This window comes from Nocardia sp. NPDC050413 (assembly GCF_040655475.1).
Classification (GTDB): Bacteria; Actinomycetota; Actinomycetes; order Mycobacteriales; family Mycobacteriaceae; genus Nocardia; species Nocardia coubleae.
The window spans coordinates 388,474-411,737 of the sequence record NZ_JBFAJZ010000004.1 but is presented as its reverse complement, the minus strand read 5'-3'; the positions used below and the strand labels follow the sequence as shown (position 1 = coordinate 411,737).

The 23,264-nt window shown below is 67.1% G+C and carries 24 protein-coding genes; 19 read left to right on the top strand and 5 right to left on the bottom strand.

Annotated elements, in window-relative coordinates; translation table 11 throughout:
- Positions 1 to 78: 78 nt before the first annotated feature.
- Positions 79 to 447, bottom strand: coding sequence for a VOC family protein (locus AB0I19_RS13995; protein ID WP_067485872.1), 369 nt, complete (start codon positions 445 to 447; stop codon positions 79 to 81).
- A gap of 48 nt (positions 448 to 495) precedes the next feature.
- Here AB0I19_RS13995 and AB0I19_RS13990 point away from each other — a divergent pair, with 48 nt between their 5' ends.
- On the top strand, positions 496 to 696 hold the full coding sequence (locus tag AB0I19_RS13990) for a hypothetical protein (RefSeq protein WP_067485129.1): 201 nt from the start codon (positions 496 to 498) through the stop codon (positions 694 to 696).
- Position 697: 1 nt separating this feature from the next.
- Here the strand turns inward: AB0I19_RS13990 and AB0I19_RS13985 are convergent, their stop codons facing one another.
- A complete protein-coding gene (locus AB0I19_RS13985) occupies positions 698 to 1,189 on the bottom strand; it encodes a histidine phosphatase family protein (RefSeq protein WP_067641855.1) in 492 nt (163 codons plus the stop codon).
- A 117-nt stretch (positions 1,190 to 1,306) separates the two neighbouring features.
- Here AB0I19_RS13985 and AB0I19_RS13980 point away from each other — a divergent pair, with 117 nt between their 5' ends.
- On the top strand, positions 1,307 to 2,965 hold the full coding sequence (locus AB0I19_RS13980) for an FAD-dependent oxidoreductase (RefSeq protein ID WP_357148427.1): 1,659 nt from the start codon (positions 1,307 to 1,309) through the stop codon (positions 2,963 to 2,965).
- Positions 2,966 to 3,027: 62 nt separating this feature from the next.
- Here the strand turns inward: AB0I19_RS13980 and AB0I19_RS13975 are convergent, their stop codons facing one another.
- The gene (locus tag AB0I19_RS13975; RefSeq protein WP_067485874.1) at positions 3,028 to 3,798 is read right to left on the bottom strand and encodes an acyl-ACP thioesterase domain-containing protein; all 771 of its coding nucleotides are present in this window, start codon (positions 3,796 to 3,798) and stop codon (positions 3,028 to 3,030) included.
- A gap of 156 nt (positions 3,799 to 3,954) precedes the next feature.
- Between AB0I19_RS13975 and AB0I19_RS13970 the strand changes: the two genes are divergently transcribed.
- The 9 genes from AB0I19_RS13970 to AB0I19_RS13930 all read left to right on the top strand — a co-directional run bounded on the left by AB0I19_RS13970 (position 3,955) and on the right by AB0I19_RS13930 (position 13,977).
- Positions 3,955 to 5,652: a serine/threonine-protein kinase gene (locus AB0I19_RS13970; RefSeq protein ID WP_357148423.1), complete on the top strand. Its 1,698-nt coding sequence runs from the start codon at positions 3,955 to 3,957 to the stop codon at positions 5,650 to 5,652.
- Positions 5,653 to 5,704: 52 nt separating this feature from the next.
- Entirely contained in the window at positions 5,705 to 6,679 is a 975-nt protein-coding gene (locus AB0I19_RS13965; RefSeq protein WP_357148421.1) for an NADPH:quinone oxidoreductase family protein, read from the top strand.
- Between the two features lie 67 nt (positions 6,680 to 6,746).
- Entirely contained in the window at positions 6,747 to 7,853 is a 1,107-nt protein-coding gene (locus AB0I19_RS13960) for a winged helix DNA-binding domain-containing protein (protein ID WP_357148418.1), read from the top strand.
- Positions 7,854 to 7,978: 125 nt separating this feature from the next.
- On the top strand, positions 7,979 to 9,286 hold the full coding sequence (locus tag AB0I19_RS13955) for an amidohydrolase family protein (RefSeq protein WP_357148415.1): 1,308 nt from the start codon (positions 7,979 to 7,981) through the stop codon (positions 9,284 to 9,286).
- Between the two features lie 106 nt (positions 9,287 to 9,392).
- Positions 9,393 to 10,178, top strand: coding sequence for an ABC transporter ATP-binding protein (locus AB0I19_RS13950; RefSeq protein ID WP_357148609.1), 786 nt, complete (start codon positions 9,393 to 9,395; stop codon positions 10,176 to 10,178).
- The gene (locus AB0I19_RS13945; protein WP_357148413.1) at positions 10,178 to 11,026 is read left to right on the top strand and encodes an ABC transporter permease subunit; all 849 of its coding nucleotides are present in this window, start codon (positions 10,178 to 10,180) and stop codon (positions 11,024 to 11,026) included. Before AB0I19_RS13950 ends, AB0I19_RS13945 begins: the two co-directional genes overlap by 1 nt.
- Positions 11,027 to 11,037: 11 nt before the next feature.
- The gene (locus tag AB0I19_RS13940) at positions 11,038 to 12,198 is read left to right on the top strand and encodes a nitrate ABC transporter substrate-binding protein (RefSeq protein ID WP_357148410.1); all 1,161 of its coding nucleotides are present in this window, start codon (positions 11,038 to 11,040) and stop codon (positions 12,196 to 12,198) included.
- 11 nt (positions 12,199 to 12,209) lie between these two features.
- On the top strand, positions 12,210 to 13,199 hold the full coding sequence (locus AB0I19_RS13935) for a 2-oxoglutarate and iron-dependent oxygenase domain-containing protein (protein WP_357148407.1): 990 nt from the start codon (positions 12,210 to 12,212) through the stop codon (positions 13,197 to 13,199).
- 103 nt (positions 13,200 to 13,302) lie between these two features.
- Positions 13,303 to 13,977 carry a GntR family transcriptional regulator gene (locus AB0I19_RS13930; protein ID WP_357148405.1) on the top strand — a complete coding sequence of 225 codons (675 nt, stop codon included), beginning with the start codon at positions 13,303 to 13,305 and terminating at the stop codon, positions 13,975 to 13,977.
- 81 nt (positions 13,978 to 14,058) lie between these two features.
- Here AB0I19_RS13930 and AB0I19_RS13925 read toward each other — a convergent pair whose 3' ends face one another.
- The gene (locus AB0I19_RS13925; protein ID WP_357148403.1) at positions 14,059 to 14,607 is read right to left on the bottom strand and encodes an Lrp/AsnC ligand binding domain-containing protein; all 549 of its coding nucleotides are present in this window, start codon (positions 14,605 to 14,607) and stop codon (positions 14,059 to 14,061) included.
- 131 nt (positions 14,608 to 14,738) lie between these two features.
- On the opposite strand from AB0I19_RS13925, the gene hppD reads away from it, so the two are divergent.
- The 8 genes from hppD to AB0I19_RS13885 all read left to right on the top strand — a co-directional run bounded on the left by hppD (position 14,739) and on the right by AB0I19_RS13885 (position 22,513).
- Positions 14,739 to 15,881, top strand: coding sequence for a 4-hydroxyphenylpyruvate dioxygenase (gene hppD / locus AB0I19_RS13920; RefSeq protein ID WP_357148400.1), 1,143 nt, complete (start codon positions 14,739 to 14,741; stop codon positions 15,879 to 15,881).
- A 31-nt stretch (positions 15,882 to 15,912) separates the two neighbouring features.
- On the top strand, positions 15,913 to 16,437 hold the full coding sequence (locus AB0I19_RS13915) for a DUF3558 domain-containing protein (RefSeq protein ID WP_357148397.1): 525 nt from the start codon (positions 15,913 to 15,915) through the stop codon (positions 16,435 to 16,437).
- Positions 16,434 to 16,991: a DUF3558 domain-containing protein gene (locus AB0I19_RS13910; RefSeq protein WP_357148394.1), complete on the top strand. Its 558-nt coding sequence runs from the start codon at positions 16,434 to 16,436 to the stop codon at positions 16,989 to 16,991. The genes AB0I19_RS13915 and AB0I19_RS13910 overlap by 4 nt, the downstream gene beginning before the upstream one ends.
- A gap of 272 nt (positions 16,992 to 17,263) precedes the next feature.
- Complete coding sequence (gene rpsL, locus AB0I19_RS13905; protein WP_056814220.1) at positions 17,264 to 17,638, top strand: 30S ribosomal protein S12; 375 nt, start codon at positions 17,264 to 17,266, stop codon at positions 17,636 to 17,638.
- A 1-nt stretch (position 17,639) separates the two neighbouring features.
- The gene (gene rpsG / locus AB0I19_RS13900) at positions 17,640 to 18,110 is read left to right on the top strand and encodes a 30S ribosomal protein S7 (protein WP_067485171.1); all 471 of its coding nucleotides are present in this window, start codon (positions 17,640 to 17,642) and stop codon (positions 18,108 to 18,110) included.
- Positions 18,111 to 18,143: 33 nt separating this feature from the next.
- Positions 18,144 to 20,246, top strand: a complete 2,103-nt coding sequence (gene fusA, locus AB0I19_RS13895; RefSeq protein WP_067485174.1) for an elongation factor G — start codon at positions 18,144 to 18,146, stop codon at positions 20,244 to 20,246.
- Positions 20,247 to 20,360: 114 nt separating this feature from the next.
- Positions 20,361 to 21,551 carry an elongation factor Tu gene (gene tuf / locus AB0I19_RS13890; protein WP_067485177.1) on the top strand — a complete coding sequence of 397 codons (1,191 nt, stop codon included), beginning with the start codon at positions 20,361 to 20,363 and terminating at the stop codon, positions 21,549 to 21,551.
- A gap of 149 nt (positions 21,552 to 21,700) precedes the next feature.
- Positions 21,701 to 22,513 carry an alpha/beta hydrolase gene (locus tag AB0I19_RS13885; protein WP_357148390.1) on the top strand — a complete coding sequence of 271 codons (813 nt, stop codon included), beginning with the start codon at positions 21,701 to 21,703 and terminating at the stop codon, positions 22,511 to 22,513.
- A 151-nt stretch (positions 22,514 to 22,664) separates the two neighbouring features.
- Here AB0I19_RS13885 and AB0I19_RS13880 read toward each other — a convergent pair whose 3' ends face one another.
- Positions 22,665 to 23,093 carry a PPOX class F420-dependent oxidoreductase gene (locus AB0I19_RS13880; RefSeq protein ID WP_357148387.1) on the bottom strand — a complete coding sequence of 143 codons (429 nt, stop codon included), beginning with the start codon at positions 23,091 to 23,093 and terminating at the stop codon, positions 22,665 to 22,667.
- Positions 23,094 to 23,264: the final 171 nt, after the last annotated feature.

Genomic DNA, 23,264 nt, shown 5'->3' with positions numbered 1-23,264 from the left:
TCCCTTTCCGTGGAACTCCACCGACGCTAGCCACCTGGAGTGCACTCCAAGCAAGCCTATTCGCGGGACGAGCCGATCTCAGTTGTACTTCGGCAGTTCCTGTACCGCCCAGCGGTTTCCGTCGGGGTCGGCGAAGAACGTGAACAGGCCCCAGCCCAGATCCTGCACCGGGGTCGCCTCGACGCCCGCCGCGACGAGTTGTTCGTAGGCCTGCTGGGCGCTCGGCACCACCATCTGCATGCCCTCGACGCTGCCGGGAGCAGCCTGGGTGATGCCGCGGCCGATGCAGATCGAGCAGCCCGAACCCGGCGGGGTGAGCTGGACGAAGCGGATGTCGGGGCTCGGTGTGTGGTCGTGATCGGCGTTGAAACCGATGCTGGTGTAGAAGTCCTTGGCCCGATCGATATCGGTGACCGGGATGGCAACGAGCTCGATTTTCCAATCCATGCGGTCAAGCATCCCACCGCCCACCGACAGAAACGTAGTGTGGATCACATGGCTAAGGAGATCGACCGCATCCGGGCCCGCTCGGCTTGGGAAACGGTGAAGGAGAGCCCGGTGATCACCGCCATCGCGGTGGCGCCGGTGGTACTGGTACTCGGCGTGGTCTGGTGGCTGACGAACGGCGTGGTCGCCTTCGTGTTGCTCGCGCTGCTCGGCGTCGGAATCGTGGTCGGGGGCAAGCTGCTGAAGTAGGTCAGCGCGGCACGTGGAAGTGCGTCAGTTCGCCGGTTCCCTGGTCCACGCGCGCCCACGGCCGGTCGAACTCGAGCACCGCCAGCGCCGAGGTGGGGAACTTGCGGCTTAGCTCGGTGGCCGCGTCGGAATCGCGGTTGGTCGCGAGATCCCAAGCGGTCCAAGGAATTCCGGGAACATGACCGACAAGGAGGAGAGTCGAGACAGCATCGTCGGTGAGCTGGATCAGCTCGATCAGGGTGTGCGGGTTCGCCTCGTAGATGTCGTCGCGGTACTCGACGGGAGCGTCGATCCCGGTGGCGGCCAGGGTGAGCCGGGTGCGCTGGGCGGTGGAGCAACGCACCGCGTCGATCGCCGGCTGGGTGGCGCGCAACCAGTCGCCCGCCAGTGCGGCTTCGCGTTCGCCGCGTGGGGCCAGTGGCCGTTCGTGGTCCTCCACCCCGTCCGGGTACGCCGATTTTCCGTGCCGCATCAGGATCAGGGTCACCGCCATGTACTACACGGTAATCGTGCACACCGATGAGGTCGCAGTCACACTCGAGGCACACTGAAAGCTGCGTCACTCATACCCGAGGTGACGTCCGACCACACATTTCGAGGATCTGCACCCATGGCCTACGTCATCACGCAGCGTTGTTGCAACGACGCCAGCTGCGTCACCGAGTGCCCGGTCGACTGCATCCGCCCGACCCCGGATCAGCCGGAGTTCGCCACGGCGGAAATGCTCTACATCGACCCAGACACCTGTATCGACTGCGGCGCCTGTGTCGATGCGTGCCCGGTGGACGCCATCTTCTCCGAGGACGATCTCCTCGCCTCGCTCGGCAGGTACCGCGAGATCAATGCCGAGTACTTCCGGCGTCACCCGCTGGAGACGAATTTCGACCCACTCGCCACCCCCGTGCGCCCACCGAAGAGTCTCGGCACCCTGCGCGTCGCGATCGTCGGTGCGGGCCCGGCGGCCTGCTACGCCGCCGACGAGCTGTTGCGGCGCAGCGATGTCGAGGTGGAGATGTTCGACCGGCTGCCCACGCCGTGGGGTCTGGTTCGCGCGGGCGTGGCGCCCGATCACGCGGGCACCAAGAACGTCGCGACGATGTTCGAATCGGCCTTCCGCCGCGACACTCTGCAGTACTACCTCAATGTCGAGATCGGCGAACACATCGATCACCGTGAGCTGCTCGAGCACCACCACGCCGTGATCTACGCCGTCGGCGCGTCGAGCGACCGCAAGCTCGGTGTCCCGGGTGAGGACCTGCCCGGCAGCCATTCGGCCACCGAGTTCGTCGCCTGGTACAACGGCCATCCCGATTTCGCCGAGCGCGAGTTCGACCTGTCGGGTGAGCGCGCGGTGATCGTCGGCAACGGCAATGTGGCGCTCGACGTGGCGCGCGTGCTCACCGTCGACCCGGACGAGCTGGCCAAGACCGATATCGCCGACCACGCCCTGGACGCCCTGCGCCGCAGCAACATCCGCGAGGTCGTGATTCTCGGCCGCCGCGGTCCGCTGCAGGCCGCCTACAGCTCGCCGGAGTTCCTGGCGCTCACCCATTTGAAGGGTGTCGACGTGGTCGTCGATCCCGCCGACCTCGATCTGGACGACCACAGCCGCGCGATCCTCGACGACCCGAACATCGAACCCTCGCTGCGACTCAAGTATCAGCTGGCCCAGGAGTATTCGACCGGCCGACGCGATCCGGCGAACAAGCGCATCGTCTTCCGCTACCTGGCGACCCCCACCGAGGTGCTCGGTGACGACCACGTCACCGGTATCGAGTTCGCGCACAACGAACTCACCGCCGACCTCGTCGCCACTCCCACCGACCGCACCGAGCGCCTCGACACCGGCCTGGTGCTCCGCTCGATCGGTTACCGCGGCGTCCCCGTGCCCGGCCTGCCGTTCGACGAGCGGCGCGGTGTGGTGCCGAGCGAGCACGGCCGCGTGCTCGCCGATACCCAGCCCCTGCCCGGTGTGTACGTGGCGGGCTGGATCAAGCGTGGCCCGCGCGGCGTGATCGGCTCCAACCGGATCGATGCCGAGGAAACCGTCGAAGCCCTGATCGACGACTTCATCGCGGGCAGGCTCACCGACCCGACCGGCGACCGGGCCGCCCTGCGCGCCCTGCTCACCGAGCGTCAGCCCGACCTCGTCGACCGTGCCGCCTGGAAGACCATCGACCAGGCGGAAAAGGCCGCGGGTAAAGCCGCGGGCCGACCCCGCGTCAAGTTCACCACCCGCGCCGACCTCCTCAAGGCCGCGAAGGGGTAATCGGACCCGCGGCCGAGAACCAGGCCCACCCGCCGCCGGTTCTCGGCCGCCGCCCGCCCGAGCTAGGGCAGGGGCATGACCTTGACGACGGTTGTCGTGATCCCACCGACCACGAACCACAACCGCAACACCGGCCGCCCACTCACATCGCCCGGCTCGTACCGCCCGCGCACCGTGATGTGTTCACGCGCCAGCACCGGCGCCACGTACTCGATCACCGCCCGATGCGGCACCGCGAGCAGTTTCGGATAGTCGACGAGGAACTGCTCCACGGCCTGCCAGTAGCAGGCGTTGTTCACATGGTTGTACTGGTCGATGTCGGTGGCGCGCACCGGGAACGGCACATCGGTGTCGGATTCGCGCGGCGCCGGATCGGTGAGGTAGGGCCGCCACCGCAGCCGGTGTTCGTCGGTGGTGCGGGCCAGGTAGGCCAGGCCTTCGTCGCTGATGCGGGCGGGCAGGTTGCTCGACTCGCTGAGGTTGATCCAGAACCCCTCGGTCTCGATCAGGCCGCCGCCTTCGCTCGTGATGCGCACGCGCATGTTCGTCCACCTGGTCGACATGCTCGCGCACCACCGCGTGAGGTGTACGTGATCGGGGAAGACGACCGGGCGGATCACGTCGATGACGGTGCGGCGCACGATCCAGGTGGGATCGGTGCGGTGCAGCGCGGTCTGATGCAGTTCCTCGTAGGCGATATCCTGCAGGTAGCGGGCGACCCCGTCGAAGCGCAGCCGGTGGTACGGGTCCACGTCGCCGGCCCGGACAGGCCACGCCGTGGCGAAACCCGTGCCCTCCTGGGGTAGCGGGGCCAGTGGCTGATCGAGTGACACGTGTGCTCCTTGCGCGGTCCACACAGGTGAGCCGCGACTTCTTGCGTAGTTCTGCCCTCGACTTTACGGTGCGCAGATCACACCCTCACGTCGAGCCGGGACTAGCCCCCACCGGCGTACATGACAAGTGCTGTAGGCGCCCGGTAACCTGCTGGAATGGCCGGCGGGGCGATGGCAGGCGCGATGTTCGGGCGCTATGAGTTGCGTCGGCTTCTCGGAGTCGGCGGTATGGGCGAGGTCTACGAGGCTTTCGACACCACCAAGGATCGCGTCGTCGCGCTCAAGGTGCTCAATCGTGAGCTGGCGGCCGACCCCACCTATGTGCAGCGTTTCCGCCGCGAATCCCATGCGATGGCCAGTGTGCAGGAGCCGCACGTCATCCCGGTGCACGACTGGGGTGAGGTCGACGGTGTGCTCTACATCGACATGCGCCTGGTGCGCGGTTCCGATCTCAAGGAGCGGCTGCAGCAGCACGGCAAGCTGACGCCCGGCGAGGCGGTGCAGGTGGTCGAGCAGATCGCGGCCGCGCTCGATGCCGCGCACGAGCTCGGCCTGGTGCATCGTGACGTGAAGCCGGCCAACATCCTGCTCACGGCCAACCTGTTCGCCTATCTGGTCGACTTCGGTATCGCGCACGGCGCGTCCGATCCGCAGCTCACCAGCGCGGGCAGCGCCGTCGGTTCGATGGCCTACATGGCGCCGGAACGGTTCGAGGACGTCCCGATGACGCCGGCCGTCGACACCTATGCGCTCACCTGTGTGCTCTACGAGTCGCTGGTGGGACGGGTGCCGTTCCCGGTGAACAGTCTCGCCGGCGCGATCGGTTCGCATCAGATGGCACCGCCACCCCGGCCGAGTGCGGTCGATCCGGCGCTGTCGGCGTTCGACGCGGTGATCGAGCGTGGCATGGCCAAGCGGCCCGAGCAGCGCTACGGCTCGCCGGGCGACCTGGCTCGCGCCGCCCGTGCCGCACTGGTGCAGGCCGAACGCGACGCGCCCGCAACCGTTCCCGGCCCGCGGGTGACGCCGTTGGTGAAGCAGCCGCCGCCGCGCCCGTTCACCGGGCAGACCCGGGTCACCGGGCCGCAACCACCGCCGCCGACCGCTCCCTCGCCTGCTCAGCCACCCGCCGCGGCGCACCGGTCCGCACCGCAGCAGCCGATCGCCGGTTTCGCGCAGTCCGGGCGGCAGCAGACCAGGATGAGCACCGGCCCCCAGTTCTCCTCGGGTGCCTACGCCCATCCGTCGGAACCGCTGCCTCTTCCGCAGCGGAATTCGGCGACGCCGATTCTCGCCGGTGCGCTCGGCGCGCTGATCGTCGTGGCCGCTGTCGGGGTGGCGGTGTGGGTGATGTTGAGCGTCAACGATTCCGGCACCGATCGCGCAGGTCAGCCGGTGTCCTCGTCCAGTCTGCAGGTGCCGCCGCCGGTGGTGGTGTCGGTCAGCCAGCAAGTGCCCACCGGCGTTCCGCAGGCGCCGCCGACGGAGCCGAAACCGACCACAACCACTGTGCCGCCGCTGAATTCGGCCGTCACCGGCGCCGACGGGCAGGGTTTCCTCAGCGGTGGCCCGCGCTGCAACGACAACGACGCCGCCATGACGATCGCGCGCACCACCACCTCGCGGGTGGTCATCTGCCACACCGGGGCCGACCGCTTCTACTACAAGGGTGTCGCGGTGCGCAACGGCAACGCGATCGAACTCGACGATCCCGTCCCGACCGGTGGCGGCGGTTTCACCGCGACCAACCCGAGCGACGGAACGCAATACCAGGTCACGCCCGCGGGCCTGACCATCATCAAGGGTGGTTCGGTGCTCTCCAGTGAGGCGATGCTGGAATTCGCCCATCGCTGAGCGTGGTCGGGATATGTTCGACAGGGGTTCGATGTCGAGAGAGGTTTCCCGGATGCGTGCAGCTCAGGTGAGCAAGTTGGAAGGTCCGTCGTCGATCGAGATCGTCGACCTGCCCGAACCGGTCGCTTACCCGGGCGGTGTCCTCATCGACGTGCACGCCGCCGGGATCGCCTTCCCCGATGTCCTGATGACGCGCGGTCTCTACCAGATGAAGCCGGGTCTGCCGTTCGTCGTCGGCGGTGAGGTCGGTGGTGTGGTTCGTGATGCGCCCGCCGAGTCGGGGCTGCGTGCCGGTGACCGGGTCGCGGCACTGACCATGCTCGGCAACGGCGTCGCGGAGGTGGCGGTGGCCCCCGCCGACGCGGTCTTCAAGCTGCCGGACAACGTCTCGCTCGAGTCGGGTGCGGGCATCCTGTTCAACGACCTGACCGTGCACTTCTGCCTCACCAAGCGCGGCAGGCTGGCCGAAGGCGAGACGGTCCTCGTGCACGGTGCGGCCGGTGGCGTCGGTACCTCGACCCTGCGGCTGGCCAAGGCGCTCGGCGCGGGCCGGGTGATCGCGGTGGTGAGCACCGAGGCCAAGGCGCAGGTCGCCAAGGCCAACGGCGCCACCGACGTGGTGCTCACCGACGGCTGGCTGGCGGCGGTCAAGGACCTCACCGGCGGTCGGGGCGTCGACATCGTGCTCGACCCGGTGGGCGGCGACCGTTTCACCGACAGCATCCGCAGCCTCGCGGGCGGTGGCCGGTTGCTCGTCGTCGGGTTCACCGCGGGCGAGATCCCCACGGTGAAGGTGAACCGGCTGCTGCTCAAGAACGTGGAGGTCGTCGGTGCGGCCTGGGGTGAATGGGTGATGACCCACCCCGGTTACCTGGCCGAACAATGGGCCGACCTGGAGCCGCTGTTCGCCTCCGGTGCCGTCACGGCGCCGGAACCGGTGCTCTACCCCCTGGAACGCACGGCCGAAGCCGTTGCGGCCCTGGACAACCGGACCGCGACCGGCAAGGTCGTCGTACAACTGCGCTGACTCGGTGTGAGGTTGTCGGAGCGCCGGGGTAGCGTCCGGTTCGTCGCCGGGATCGAAGGAGCGCGCCGTGCAGTTGTCGAATCGAGTACTGAACCGGACGCTGCTCGCGCGGCAGCACCTCCTCGAACGGTCCACCCTGAGCACACCGCAGATGTGCGAGCATCTCGTCGGGTTGCAGGCGCAGGATGTCCCGCCGCCGTTCATCGGTTTGTGGAGCCGGACAGTCGATTTCGACCCCGACACGGTGTCGCGCGGATTGGACGACCGCACGCTGGTGCGGATCACCCTGATGCGCGGCACCATCCACCTCGTCACCCCGCCCGACGCCCTCCGCATCGCCCCGCACATCCAGCCCGAACTCGAAAAAGTGCCCTTCCGTAAGGGTTTCAACTACGGGGCCATGGTCGGCCTCGACCCCGAGCAGGTCCGCGCCGACGGGGAGGCGGTGCTCGGCGACGAACCGATGTCGGCCGCCGACCTGCGCGCCGAAGCCGCCATCCGCTACCCGGATCGCGATCCGGGCGCGGTGTCGCAGACCTGGCTCTACCAGCTCCCGGTCCTGCAGACCCCACCGCGTGGCCGCTGGCGCGACAACAGCCGACCCGTCTGGTCGCGGGTGCAGCCGTGGCTGGGCGCCCCGCTCGACCCGGACTATCCGGTGGCCGAACTGATCCTGCGCTACCTGCGCGCCTTCGGCCCGGCCTCGACCATGGACATGCAGACCTGGTCGCGCCTGCCCGGCATGAAACAGGTGGTCGCCGACCTGGGCGACCGCGTCCGCACCTACACCGACGAACGCGGCCGGACCCTCTACGACGCCGCCGAACTCGAACTCGCCGACCCCGACCTGCCCGCCCCGGTGCGCCTGCTCGGCTGGTACGACAACGCCCTGCTCTCCCACCAGGACCGCAGCCGCGTCATCAGTGAAACCATCACCCCACGTTCCCTCGGCGTCAATGTCTCACCGGTCCTGATCGACGGCTTCACCGCGGGGGTCTACAAAGTCTTCGTGAAGGCGGGAACCGCCCGCCTCCGCGTGAGCCCTAGCCGCGCCTGGACGAAAGCCGAAGCGACAGAGGTCGAATCGGAGGCCGCAGCCCTGCTCGCGTTCCTGGAACCGGAATCCGCCCCGGTCGTCGACATCCTCGCCCCGGCGGCCGACCTCCGCCCGTGACACGGCTTTAACGCCGGGGAAATACCGGATTCCTAGGGTCGGTCCTACGACGTTCATGGCTGCAACGGACGACGTGCTCGGCTGAACCCGGCGAGCGAACCAGCCGCAACCGAAGGGGTGCGCGCATGGGTTCGTCCGTGGTCATCACCGATGTCACCGTCTACACGCCGCAGGGGTGGCAGCCTGGTGAGGTCGTCGTCCGCGACGGCCGGGTCGCCGCATTTCGCGCCGGCCAGGAGCACGTGGCGCTTCCACGCTTCGACGGTGCGGGCGGCTATCTGCTTCCCGGCTTCGTCAACACCCACACCCACCTGCAACAAGCGGTGCTTCGTGGCGTGGGGGAAGGGCTGCCGCTGCTGGAATGGTTGCGCTGCGTCGGCGAGCACACCGTCGCCGCCACTCCTGAACAGACCTACCTCTCGGCCCTGGCCGGTGGCTTGGAACTGCTGCGCAGCGGGGTGACCACGGTGGTCGAGCACCTGTGGCCGAACCCGTCCGACCAGGTCCACCAGGCCGTGATCCGCGCGCTCGACGAGCTCGGCATCCGGGTGGTTCTCGGGCGCGGCATCGCCGACCGCGCCGACGTCACCCGCAAATGGGGGCTCGACCCGCGCCTGATGCAACCGCTCGACGAGGCGTTCGCCCATATCGACGCACTCGACCGGCAGCTGGCGGGCTCGCGCATCACCACCGCGCTGGCCGTGCCCAACCCGCGCTGCCTCACCCCCGACGGCATGGCGGCGGCCCGCGCCTACGCCGCCTCGACCGGCAAGACGGTGTCGATCCATGTCCTCGAGACCACCACCGACGACGACATGTGCCGCCTGCACGCCGGTATGGGCGCCGTCGACTACCTCGACACCAACGGCTTCCTGGGGGAGCGCACGCTCGCCGTGCACTGTGTGAACCTCGACGCGCACGGTCGCGCGGTCTTCGCCGAGCGCGGCGTCACCGTCTCCTACAACCCGATCTCGAACATGCGCCTCGGCAGCGGCATCGCCCCGATCGGCGACATGCTGGCCGCCGGAATCGACGTGACCCTCGGCGTCGACGGCGCGGCCAGCAACGACACCCAGGACATGCTCCTGACTCTGCGCATGGGCGCGTACCTGCAACGTGCCGCACACCGCCGCGCCGACCTGTTCGGCATCGATCGCATGTTGCACATGGCCACGGGTGCGGCCGGTCGGGTGCTCGGCGGGCCGGTACACACCGGCATCGCCGTCGGCGACCGGGCCGACCTCACCCTGGTCCGCTTCGACCGCGACTTCGCTTGTCTGCCTGTGCTCGACCCTGGCGCGACCCTGCTGACAACCGCTTCACCCCGCGTGATCGACACGGTCTGGGTCGACGGCGAGGCGGTGATCCGCGACGGCCACAGCACGAGAGTCGACACCGACGAACTGACTCACCGCCTGATCCGCATGCGATGAATGTTAATCCAGCGGAAACAGCCCACATGTTGCATGTAATCCAGCAACGCCACACTGAATTCATTCACATGTTGCACGCAACATCCACCGTAGGAAGGTGATCACGGTGACGCTCTACGACACAGTGAACGACGCGGACGCGAGGACGCTGCTCGCCGGACTCGAGGTCTCCTTCGCGGGCGTCGGCAAACGTTTCGGCGGTGACGACGGCACCCTGGCCCTCACCGGCATCGATCTGGATATCCGCGAGGGCGAGTTCGTCGCCGTGGTCGGGCCGTCCGGTTGCGGCAAGTCGACCCTGCTCCGCCTGGCCGCAGGCCTCGAACGGGTGAGCGCGGGAGCCGTTGCGGTGCGCACGAATTCGATCGGCTTCATCTTCCAGGAGGCCACCCTGCTGCCCTGGCGCAAGGTGCGGCGCAATGTCGAGCTCTCGGCGGAGCTGGCCGGGGTGCCGCGCGCTGTGCGGCGGGCACGGGTGGAACGGGCGATCGAGGCGGTCGGGCTGGCCGACTTCGCGAATGCCCTGCCGCGCAAGCTCTCCGGCGGTATGCGGATGCGGGTCTCGCTGGCCCGGGCGCTGGCGCTCGAGCCGCGCCTGATGCTGCTCGACGAACCGTTCGGCGCGCTCGACGAGATGACGCGACTGACCATGCAGGAGGAACTGCTCCGCCTCTACCGCGACAACGCCTTCACCGCCCTGTTCATCACACACTCCGTGGCGGAGGCGGTGTTTCTCGCGTCGCGGGTGGTGGTGATGTCGGCGCGGCCGGGGCGGGTGCACGAGGTGATCGACGTCGACCTGCCCTACCCACGCGACCGTGAACTGCGCTTCGATCCCACCTTCACCGAACTCGTCGCGCGCGTGTCGCACTCGTTGAAAGAGGCTGCCTGATGGTGAGTATCGCCGCCCGGGCCGTGGTACCGGCGAAGCCGGGGGCCGAGCTGTCCACCGCACGCGTGCGCAAGATCGCCAAGACCCTTGCCGCGCCGACTATTTCGATCACCCTTGCCCTCGCCGCCTGGTACGCCGTGTCGATGCTGGTACTCAGTGAAGGTCGCCGCTTCCTGCTGCCACCACCGCATGTGGTGTTCACCGAGTCGCTGGCCGACCCGAAGAAGCTCGAGGTGATGGGTGAGGCGCTGGCGGTGACCGCGCGGGTCGCGCTCACCGGGCTGCTGATCTCGGCCGTGCTCGGTGTCGCCATCGCGGTGCTGATGAGCCAGGCCAAACCGATCGAAAACGTCGTCTATCCGTATGCCGTGGTGCTGCAGGCGATTCCGGTGCTCGCCGTCGTACCCTTGATCGGGCTGTGGCTCGGTTACGGTTTCGCCGCGCGGACCACGGTCTGTGTGCTCATCGCCATTCATCCGATCATCGCGATGACGTTGTTCGGCATCAAATCGGTCGACGCGAACCTGCGCGAGCTGTTCACCCTCGGCCGCGCCGGGCGCCTGCGCAGGCTCTGGTCCCTGCAACTACCGGCCGCCCTGCCATCCACCCTGACCGGTTTACGCACGGCCGCAGGGCTTTCCGTCACCGGCGCGATCATCGGCGACATGTTCTTCGCGCAGGGCAAACCCGGCATCGGCACCCTGCTCGACACCTACCGCGCCCGGCTCCAATCCGAGGACCTCATCGGCGCGCTCCTGCTCGCCGCCCTGTTCGGGGTGCTCGTGTTCACCGTTTTCACGCTGATCCAGAAGGTCAGCGTCGGCCGCTGGCACGACTCGGCCCACTAGAAGGAACCGCCATGAAAAACGCACGTCCCCTGCACCGCCTCGGTATCGCGGCCCTTGCGCTCACCCTCGCCGCCTGTTCCGGCGAAACCGGTGAGGACACCGCCGTCGCCCTCGAACCCGCACCCGCCGAACAACGGCTGGCCGGTGTCTGCCCGGAGACCGTTGTCGTGCAGTTGCAATGGGCACCGGAAACCGACTCCGGCCCGATCTTCGGTCTGCTCGGTCCCGGCTACACGGTCGACGCCGACAACAACAAGATCACCGGTCCGCTCGTCACCGCGGGCAAGGACACCGGGGTGGAACTCGAGATCCGGGCGGGCGGACCGGCCATCGGCTTCCAGACCGTGCCGTCGCAGATGTACGTCGACGAGAGCATCACTCTCGGCCTCGCCCACTCCGAGCACGCCATCGCCGCCGCCGGGCAGCAGCCGATCGTGGCGGTCACCACCTTGCTGCGCAACAGCCCGCAGATGCTGATGTGGGATCCGGCGACCAATCCCGGCTGGCAGGGGATCGCCGATATCGGCCGGTCCGGCAAGCCGATCGTGGTGTCCAAGGGGCAGCTGTACCCGGACTGGCTGGTGGCGCGTGGCCTGGTGAAATCCGAACAGATCGACGCCTCCTACGACAATTCGCCGTCCCGGTTCGTCACCGATCCGTCGTTCGCGCAGCAGGGTTTCGTCAACGCCGAGCCCTACACCTACGAACACGAGGTGCGCGCCTGGAACAAGCCCGTGCGCTACCAGCTGCTCAAGGACGTCGGCTACGAGGGATACGCCCGCACGGTGAACGTCCGGGCGGACAAACTCGCCGAATTGCGGCCCTGCCTGCAGAAATTGGTGCCGATGATCCAGCGGGCCACCGCCGAGTTCCGGGCCGATTCGACGCATGTCGACGAGGTGGTCGTCGATGTCGTCGAGCAGAATCCCAAGCTCAGCCCGTACAGTGCCGAACTCGCCGCGTTCGGCTCCAAGGCACTGATCGACGGCGGCCTGATCGGCAACGACAGCGACGGTGTGCTCGGCAGCTTCGACGAGGCCCGCGTGCAGCGCATCATCGACGAGTTCGCGCCCATCCTGCGCGCGGGTGGATCGAATGTGCCGTCCGGCCTGCGGGCATCGGATCTCGTCACCAAGGAATTCCTCGACCCGTCCATCTCCGTCACCGGATAAGGAGACATTCCATGAGCACCAGCTACGACCTGTCCGAGGTCTCGCGCGAGAAGCGGATGGGCGGCCTCGGAAAGGAAACCGCCCGTGAGATCCGCGTCGTCGATCTCACCGATTTCGAGAATCGCCGCGCCGAGATCACCGACCAACTGTGGGCGGCGGCCACCGAGATCGGCTTCTTCCAGCTCTCCGGACACGGCATCCCGCAAGCTCTGATCGACGAGATGTTCGGTGCCACAGCGGAGTTCTTCGCCTTGCCGGAGGAGGTCAAAGGCAAGTATCCGCTGGTGAAGGAACACAACGCCGGCTGGGAGAGCATGAGCCAGGTGCGCCCGTCCATCGGAGTGCCCGATCAGAAGGAGTCGTATCAGGTCACGCGGCCGCACATGGACCGGCTCTGGCCGAGCGAGGCCGAGCTGCCCGGATTCCGTTCGCGCGTCCTGGATTTCGAGCATCGCGCCTGGGAGGTGGCGATGCGGGTGCTGTCCTGCTTCGCCGACCGGCTCGGACTGGCGCGCGAACACTTCACCGCCGCACACGATCCCGCATCGCCGGACTACCAGAGCGCACTGCGATTGCTGCACTACTTCGCGGTGCCCGAGGAGCTGCGCGGCGTTCCCGGCCGCTGGCGGGCAGGCGCGCACACCGACTTCGACTGCCTCACCCTGCTTTTCCAGCGCGACGGCCAAGGCGGACTGCAGGTGTGTCCCGGCAAGGAGATGGCCGAACAGGAATGGACCTCCATCACCCCGTCCTCGAGCCTGATCACCTGCAATATCGGTGACATGCTCACCCGCTGGAGCGACGACTTGCTGCCGTCGAACTTCCACCGCGTCCGCAGCCCCGGCGAGGGTGAATACCAGGGCGAGCGCTACAGCATCGCCTACTTCGCCCAGGCCGACCGCGACGCGATCATCCAGGGACCCGGCGGCAAGTACCCACCGGTCACCGCGGCCGATTTCCTCACCCAGCGTGTACGAGCCAACTACCGGCCGCAGGGATAATCGGCGCAGACAACGGAAGGGACACGGCATGAGCGGTCAGCGCCCGGAGGCGGAAGCGGAGCGTGGCCACGGAGGGCGCCCGAGCATGCCGGATGTGCAGAGCATGAGCGGTCAGCGCCCGGAGGCGGAAGCGGAGCGTGGCGACGGCACCTCACTGCTCGGCCCGTCGGTGCATCGCCGGATCAGACAGCTGGTCCTTTCCGGTGAACTCGCCCCGGGCAGCCCGCTCAGCGTGCCCGCGCTCGCGACTCGGCTCGGGGTGAGCCGCAGCCCGGTGCGCGAGGCCGTGCAGCAGCTCATCTACGAGGGTCTCGCGGTGAGCACACCGCACGCGGGCGCGAAGGTGGCCGCCGTCGACGACGACCGCATCCGCGAGGTACTCGCGGTCCGCGCCGTCCTCGACGGCCTGGCCGCCGCCACGGCCGCCACCCGCCTCACCGATGCCGACCTCGACAAGCTCGCGGCCGTCATCGCCGCCCAGGAAACCAACCTGGACGACGCCACCGACGCGGCCCGCGACGCCCAGCTCGACCTGGAATTCCACAGCTTCATCCGCGACGCATCCGGAAACCGGTGCCTCGCCGACGAATTGACGCGTCTGGAAGCGCAGGCGCACCTGTACCGAGGCGACCTGTGGTGCTCCGCGCGCAACCGTCGCGTGGCCCTGCGTGAACACCGCCGCATCCTTGAAGCCCTGGAATCAGGCCACCCCGAATCGGCCCGCGCCGCCGCCGAGGCGCACGTCCACGGCCTGATGACCCGCCTCTCCCGGCACTGACTTGCCTGAGCCGGTTCCAAGGCGCGTCATCCATCGACGATGGCCCGAGCCCGCCGCGGCGCCGGCGGTTTCGAGTCCGCCCTATCGGTCCGTGGCGCGGGGGTCCGACTGTCCGACGCGGCGATCCCGGTAGGCGGGCGCCTTCGCGGTACCCGCAGGCGTGAGCGTGCGCAGCAGGGGGAGCGTGCGCCGTTCGATCACCGTCGACAGCACGATCACGCTGTGCGACCGCACCACCGCGCTGGTGCGGTCGATGCTGAGCAGCACGGCCTGTAGACCGGCGTGTGAGTCGGCGCCGATGCGGCAGAGCACGTCGCCGGAACCCGTGGTCGCGTAGGCCTCGAGTACGCCGGGGATCGCGTCGAGTTCGGCGGTGAGGGTGTCGAGCGCGCCCTGGGCGATCTCCAGGGTGACGAACGCCTGCACATCGAAACCCGCCGCGGTGACATCGATCTGGGGGTCGTAGGAGGCGATCACCCCGGCCTCCTCCATCCGGTTGATCCTGGCCTGCACCGTCGCGCGGGCCACCTTCGTGCGACGCGAGAGTTCCAGGATTCCGGCCTTCTGGAACTCGTGCATGGCCGACAGGATCGCCAGGTCGAGTTCGTCCAGTTTCGCGGGTGTGCGCATGCCAGACCTCCGTCCTCGGGTGCTATTCAAATTGTCCACCATCCGACAGCGTGAGGTATCAACTTTGGTCAGCATGACCAGGCGCGAGCGGTGTTGTTGCCTAGCTCACGGGTGGCGCGTTTTCCTAGGTCATGACCATTGAGCAGCAGCTCGTCGGGCTGATCGAGCACGACGACAGTGTCGATCCGTTCCCTGTCACCGGCTGGGACGCGCTGGTGTGGGTTGTCGGCAACGCCACCCAGTGCGCGCACTTCCTGCAATCGGCCTTCGGGATGCGGCTCGAGGCCTACGCTGGCCCCGAGACCGGCAATCGCGACCACAAGGCCTACGTGCTGCGCAGCGGGGGAGCGCGGTTCGTCGTGAAGGGCGCGGTCGACCCGGACAGTCCGCTGGTCGCCCATCACGACCGGCACGGTGACGGCGTGGTCGACATCGCCCTCGAGGTCCCCGACGTGGACCGGTGCGTCACCTGGGCGCGCGAGCACGGTGCGACGATCCTGGTCGAACCACACGACGAGAGCGACGAATTCGGCACGGTGCGCTCCGCCGCCCTGGCCACCTACGGCGAGACCAGGCACACCCTGATCGACCGCTCCGGCTACGCGGGCCCGTATCTGCCCGGCTATATCGCGCGCACCTCGACCCACCGCGCGGGCCCGCGGATCTTCCAGGCCATCGACCACGTGGTCGGCAATGTGGAGATGGGCATGATGGACCGCTGGGTCGACTTCTACCGGCGCGTCATGGGTTTCACCAATATGGCCGAGTTCGTCGGCGACGATATCGCCACCGAGTACTCGGCGCTGATGAGCAAGGTCGTCGCCAACGGCAACCACCGGGTGAAGTTCCCGCTCAACGAACCGGCGGTGGGCCGCAAGCGTTCCCAGATCGACGAGTACCTCGAGTTCTATCGCGGACCGGGCGTGCAGCACATCGCCCTGGCCACCGGTGACATCCTCGCCACCGTCGACGCCCTGCGCGCCGCGGGCGTCGAATTCCTGCCGACCCCCGATGCCTATTACGAGGACCCCGAACTGCGTGCCCGCATCGGCCACGTCCGCGTCCCGGTCGAGGAACTGCAGCGGCGCGGCATCCTCGTCGACCGGGACGAAGACGGCTACCTGCTGCAGATCTTCACCCGTCCCGTCACCGATCGCCCGACCGTGTTCTTCGAACTCATCGAGCGACACGGCTCACTCGGCTTCGGAAAAGGCAATTTCAAAGCCCTTTTCCAGGCCATCGAACGGGAACAGGCGGCCCGCGGGAACCTGTGAGCGGGTCCGCGCACGCACTACAGTTCAAGGCATGCGGATCCCCTCGGCGATCATCACCGGCATGGCCCTGGCTGTCGTGCTGTCGTCGTGCGGATCGGGGGGCGACTCCGATTCGCCGACCGGCCCGAAACGGCCACCACCGAAGGTGGCCTCGCTCGGGCCCTTCGTCGGCGAGTGCGGGCACGTCACCGACGACGAGGTGCGCCAACTGGCCGGGCTGTCCCAGATCACGCGGGTGTACAAGAACTCGACCGGGTGCAACTGGCAGTCGGCCGGGTTGTACGCGCCGAGTGTGACATTCGCGTCGTATCGCGGCAGCCCGATCGATCGCGAGCGGGCCTGGGTGTCCAGCGTCGGCCGCGAACCGGAGCGCGTCGACGTGAACGGTCGCCCGGGCTTCCAGGCCCTGGACCCGGGGGGCATCTGCGATTTCGCGGTGCAGCTCGACGACGACTTCTTCGAATGGTCCATCTCCGACGGCGCTTTCGCCTCCGCGGGCAATCCGTGCGATCGCGCGCGCAAACTGGCCGAGCTGACCGTAGGACGGTTGCGATGAGCGCCACCAGGATCGCGACCGCCGCGGCGACGCTGCTGCTCGCCGTCACCCTCGCGGGCTGCGGCGGCAAGATCGATGGCAATGCCCGCCCGGCCCCGGAGGAGGAGCGGGGTGGCGGCGAAAAGGTGAACACCAATTTCGACAACCTGCTGCGCGAATGCGAGGTCGTCGAGATAGCCAAGATCGGGGAGATCGTCGGCAACGCCCAGATGGTCGAGACCTCGTTCAGCGGCGCGGTGTGCATGTGGGACATCGACGACGCACCTGGTGGCTCGGCCATGGCCACCCTCAACTGGTACGAGATGGGTACGCTGAACAACGAGAAGACCACCAACGAGAAGTTGGGGTACCTCACCGGTGACATCACGGTGCAGGGTCGCAGGGCCCTGCAGGTGCGCAGGCCGGGCGACAACGACTCCTGCGGAGTCACCGCGCCGGCCGCCGATGTCGGGGTCATCGGCTGGTGGATCAACTACCGGCCGGGCTCGGCCCATCCGGATCCGTGCGCGGGAGCGCAGAAGCTGGTGGAGCTGACCTTGGATCTGGCCAGGTAGAAGCCTTGACGCACGACCCCGCTTTGACCCCGGTTCGGGCGGGCGCGTATCGTGGACCGCTGTGCCCGGATTGCTACGGGCAAGTTCGTGCGTGAACGTAGGCCAGCGAGAGCGGCTGATACGTTCCAGCGTGCCCAGAAAAAGGGCCCTGAGCTGCGCGCGACACGCCCGACCGCGGGTAAACGGAAACACGGTCGGACGTGCGAGTGAAAGCTCGATGAACTGAAGACACGTGTTCCGCTACCGCAATCACCAATAAGGAAAGCCGGTCTATGCCAACCATCAACCAGCTGGTCCGCAAGGGTCGCCGCGACAAGGTCACCAAGACCAAGACTGCGGCCCTGAAGGGGAGCCCGCAGCGTCGTGGCGTGTGCACTCGCGTGTACACCACCACCCCCAAGAAGCCGAACTCCGCGCTCCGTAAGGTCGCGCGCGTTCGCCTGACCAGCGCGATCGAGGTCACGGCGTACATCCCCGGTGAAGGCCACAACCTGCAGGAGCACTCCATGGTGCTCGTCCGCGGCGGTCGTGTGAAGGACCTCCCGGGTGTCCGCTACAAGATCATCCGTGGCTCGCTGGACACCCAGGGTGTGAAGAACCGCAAGCAGGCCCGCAGCCGCTACGGCGCCAAGAAGGAGAAGAGCTGATATGCCACGCAAGGGCCCCGCACCCAAGCGTCCGCTGATCAACGACCCGGTCTACGGGTCCCCGCTGGTCACTCAGCTGGTCAACAAGATTCTGCTGGACGGCAAGAAGTCGACCGCCGAGCGCATCGTCTACGGTGCCCTCGAGCAGGCGCGCGAGAAGACCGGCACCGATCCGGTCGTCACCCTCAAGCGCGCGCTCGACAACGTCAAGCCCGCCCTCGAGGTGAAGCCCCGCCGCGTCGGTGGCGCCACCTACCAGGTGCCGGTCGAGGTCCGTCCGGGCCGCGCCAACACCCTGGCGCTGCGCTGGCTGGTCAGCTACTCCCGCGCCCGTCGTGAGAAGACGATGATCGAGCGTCTCGCCCACGAGCTCCTCGACGCGAGCAACGGCCTCGGTGCCGCGGTGAAGCGTCGCGAGGACACCCACAAGATGGCCGAGTCGAACCGGGCCTTCGCGCACTACCGCTGGTGATAGTCCGGCCCGTCACTTAAAAGGGAGAATTTCGTGGCACAGGACGTGCTCACCGACCTGAACAAGGTCCGCAACATCGGCATCATGGCCCACATCGATGCGGGCAAGACCACCACGACCGAACGCATCCTGTTCTACACCGGCATCACGTACAAGATCGGTGAAGTTCACGACGGCGCGGCCACGATGGACTGGATGGAGCAGGAGCAGGAGCGTGGTATCACCATCACCTCCGCCGCTACCACCTGCTTCTGGAAAGACAACCAGATCAACATCATCGACACCCCCGGGCACGTCGACTTCACCGTCGAGGTGGAGCGTTCGCTGCGCGTGCTCGATGGTGCGGTCGCGGTGTTCGACGGCAAAGAGGGTGTCGAGCCCCAGTCCGAGCAGGTGTGGCGTCAGGCCGACAAGTACGACGTGCCGCGTATCTGCTTCGTGAACAAGATGGACAAGCTCGGCGCTGATTTCTACTTCACCGTGCAGACCATCAAGGACCGTCTCGGTGCCAAGCCGCTGGTCATCCAGCTGCCGATCGGCGCCGAGAACGACTTCGAGGGCATCGTCGACCTGGTCGAGAACAACGCCAAGGTCTGGAAGGGCGAGACCAAGCTCGGCGAAGAGTACGAAGTCGTCGAGATCCCGGCCGACCTCAAGGACAAGGCCGAGCAGTACCGCCAGGAGCTGCTCGAGACCGTCGCCGAGTCCGACGAGGCGCTGCTCGAGAAGTTCTTCGGTGGCGAGGAGCTCTCCGTCGAGGAGATCAAGGGCGCCATCCGCAAGATGACCGTCAACTCCGAGCTGTACCCGGTGCTGTGCGGTTCCGCGTTCAAGAACAAGGGCGTGCAGCCCATGCTCGACGCGGTCATCGATTACCTGCCTTCCCCGCTGGACGTCGAGGCCACCACCGGCCACGTGCCCGGCAAGGAAGACGAGATCCTGACCCGCAAGCCGAACGTCGACGAGCCGTTCTCGGCCCTGGCGTTCAAGATCGCGGTGCACCCGTTCTTCGGTGAGCTCACCTACATCCGCGTGTACTCGGGCAAGGTGGACTCCGGCTCGCAGGTCGTGAACTCGACCAAGGGCAAGAAGGAGCGTCTGGGCAAGCTGTTCCAGATGCACTCCAACAAGGAGAACCCGGTGACCACCGCTTCGGCGGGTCACATCTACGCCGTGATCGGTCTGAAGGACACCACCACCGGTGACACCCTCTCGGATCCGCAGAACCAGGTCGTCCTCGAGTCGATGACGTTCCCGGACCCGGTCATCGAGGTCTCCATCGAGCCCAAGACCAAGTCCGACCAGGAGAAGCTCGGCACCGCGATCCAGAAGCTGGCGCGCGAGGATCCGACGTTCTCGGTGAAGCTCGACCAGGAGACCGGCCAGACCGTCATCGGCGGTATGGGTGAGCTCCACCTCGACATCCTCGTCGACCGCATGAAGCGCGAGTTCAAGGTCGAGGCGAACGTCGGTAAGCCGCAGGTGGCCTACCGTGAGACGATCACCAAGCCGGTCGAGAAGCTCGAGTTCACGCACAAGAAGCAGACGGGTGGCTCCGGCCAGTTCGCGAAGGTCATCATCGCGGTCGAGCCCTTCGTCGGCGAAGACGGTGCGCACTACGAGTTCGAGAACAAGGTCTCCGGCGGTCGCGTGCCCCGTGAGTACATCCCGTCGGTCGACGCGGGTGCCCAGGACGCCATGCAGTACGGCGTGCTCGCCGGCTACCCGCTGGTGAACCTGAAGGTCACCCTGCTCGACGGCGCGTACCACGACGTCGACTCCTCGGAGATGGCGTTCAAGATCGCGGGTTCGCAGGCCCTGAAGGAAGCGGCCCGTAAGGCCGGTCCGGTGATCCTCGAGCCGCTCATGGCGGTGGAGGTCATCACACCCGAGGATTACATGGGTGAAGTGATCGGCGACCTCAACTCCCGCCGTGGCCAGATCCAGGCCATGGAGGAACGCAGTGGTGCCCGTGTCGTCAAGGCGCTGGTTCCGCTCTCGGAGATGTTCGGCTACATCGGTGACCTGCGGTCGAAGACCCAGGGTCGCGCGAACTACTCCATGGTGTTCGCCCAGTACGCGGAGGTTCCGGCCAACGTGTCCAAGGAGATCATCGCCAAGGCGACCGGCGAGTAATTCGCTTGCCGCGGCCTTGTACGCTTGGCCGCGGCAACCGGGCGTCAGCACGACCCCCCTTATTAACCGCACTGCTGCAAAAAAGCACGCACTAACTAGTCCAGGAGGACAACAGTGGCGAAGGCGAAGTTCGAGCGGACGAAGCCCCACGTCAACATCGGCACCATCGGTCACGTCGACCATGGCAAGACCACGCTGACTGCGGCCATCACCAAGGTGCTCGCCGACAAGTACCCGGACCTGAACGAGAGCTTCGCTTTCGACCAGATCGACAAGGCGCCGGAGGAGAAGGCTCGTGGTATCACGATCAACATCTCCCACGTCGAGTACCAGACCGAAAAGCGCCACTACGCGCACGTCGACGCCCCGGGTCACGCCGACTACATCAAGAACATGATCACCGGTGCGGCCCAGATGGACGGTGCCATCCTCGTGGTCGCCGCCACCGACGGCCCGATGCCGCAGACCCGCGAGCACGTGCTGCTCGCCCGTCAGGTCGGCGTGCCCTACATCCTGGTCGCGCTGAACAAGTCGGACATGGTCGACGACGAGGAAATCCTCGAGCTCGTCGAGATGGAGGTCCGCGAGCTGCTGGCGTCGCAGGAGTTCGACGAGGATGCCCCCGTCGTGCGCGTCTCCGGCCTCAAGGCCCTCGAGGGTGACGAGAAGTGGGCCGAGTCGATCGTCGAGCTGATGAAGGCCGTCGACGACTCGATCCCGGACCCGGTCCGTGAGACCGAGCTCCCGTTCCTGATGCCGGTCGAGGACGTGTTCACCATCACCGGTCGTGGCACCGTCGTCACCGGTCGTGTCGAGCGCGGCATCATCAACGTGAACGAGGAAGTCGAGATCGTCGGCATCCGCGAGAAGAGCACCAAGACCACCGTCACCGGTATCGAGATGTTCCGCAAGCTGCTCGACCAGGGCCAGGCCGGCGACAACGTCGGTCTGCTGGTTCGTGGCATCAAGCGCGAAGATGTCGAGCGTGGCCAGGTCGTCGTGAAGCCGGGCACCACCACTCCTCACACGGAGTTCGAGGGCCAGGCGTACATCCTGTCGAAGGACGAGGGCGGTCGCCACACCCCGTTCTTCAACAACTACCGCCCGCAGTTCTACTTCCGTACCACGGACGTGACGGGCGTTGTGACCCTCCCCGAGGGCACCGAGATGGTCATGCCCGGTGACAACACCGAGATGTCCGTCAAGCTGATCCAGCCGGTCGCCATGGACGAGGGCCTGCGCTTCGCGATCCGCGAGGGTGGCCGCACCGTCGGCGCCGGTCGCGTCACGAAGATCATCAAGTGAGTCTCTGACTTACTGACACCGCAACGGCGTCGCTCCTTCGGGAGCGGCGCCGTTCGGCGTTTCCGGGGGCACTACCTTTGGGGTCATCGCTCAGGGGGGCGGTGGTGGGTAGCGTTCCTGGTTCAGGTGTTCCGGTGAATGGAGGCGGCGTGGTTGTGGTGAAGGGGTTCGAGGTTGTCGAGGGGGAGCTCGGGCACGGGTTGCCGTATTTCGCGTTCGGGGAGGGGCGGCCGTTGGTGTTCCTGCGGTGGTTCACGCCGGATCACACGAACCCGAGCGGGTGGATGCGGGCCAGTGAGGTGAAAACGCTGGCGCCGCTGGCCAGGAACTTCCGGGTGTACGCGGTGAATCGGGCTCCGGGGATGGCGGAGGAGACGTCGATGGCCGATATCGCGCGCGACCACGCGGAGGCTTTGCGGGAAGAATTCGGGGAGCCCGTCGATGTGCTGGGGATTTCCTCGGGCGGGTCGGTAGCCCTGCAATTGGCCGCCGATCATCCGTCGTCGGTGCGCAGGCTGGTGATCGCGTCGTCGGGGTGCAGGCTGCCCGAGCCCGCTCGCGCCTCACAGCTGAAGTACGCGACGGCCGCCGCCGAAGGGAAACGCGCACTCCAGCACATGGCGACCGTCGGTATCGAGTCGCCGGTGAAGGCCCGCCTGGTCGGTGCGGTGGCCTGGCTCGCCGACCCGCTGATGCGCCCGAAGAACCCCGCCGACACCCTGGCGTTCGTCCGCGCCGAAGACGCCTTCGACGTCACCGACCGCCTCACCGACATCACCGCCCCCACCCTGGTGATCGGCGGCGAACGCGACGAGTTCTACCCCCAGTCGATCTTCCACCAGACCGCCGAGGGCATCCCCGACTCCCGCTTGAACATCTACCCCGGCACCACTCACATGGGCGCGATCAAACACGAACGCTTCGCTCCCGAAGTCACCGAATTCCTGGAATCAGCAACGTAACCGAGGGTCGAGGCATCCGGCGAACGGTCTTCACCGCTCGTCGAGGTGTACCCGAACCGTGACACCGCCGCGCTCGCCGCGGCGAGCGACAGCTACGGAATGTGGTCTCGACCGTACCGATCGACTGTGGCAATTCATTGAGAGCTCTGTGTCAGCGGACCTTGGCTCCGTAGACATGCTCGACCGCCATTGTCATCAGGACGCGGCGGTCCGACACCATGACCTCGCGGTATTCGTTCCAGTCCGGGTGCTCGCCCGCGGCGGCGCGGTAGTAGGCGACGAGGGCTTCCACCTCGGGGCCGTGTGGGTCGGTGCCGGGGCCGGTGAGCTGGGCGGTGCCTTCGGCGGTTGCCCAGGACCAGCCGTCGGCGCTGCCCACTTCGAGGGCGGCGCGTGGGTCGCGGCGCAGGTTCGCGGTCTTGGCGCGGCCCTCGGTCATCGAGACGTAGATGACGCCCGCCTCGCGGTCGTAGTAGGGAGTCACCGGTGAAAGCTGCGGTCTGCCATCGGCTTTGATCGTGGCGAGGACACCGATCTTCGCCTCGGCGAGCAGGGCGTGCGGATCGAACTGTTCGGACATGGGCCACTCCTGTTGTCGGTGTGTTCTGACGAACCGTTGTGCACCTGCGTTTATGCCCGCGCGGAAAACCTGTCGACAATCCCGGATCGGGCCGCGTACAAAGAGTCCATGTTTACGGTACGTCCGCAGTCGCGGTTCTAGTTCGCATCGGATCCGTGTGGCGCCGAGGCG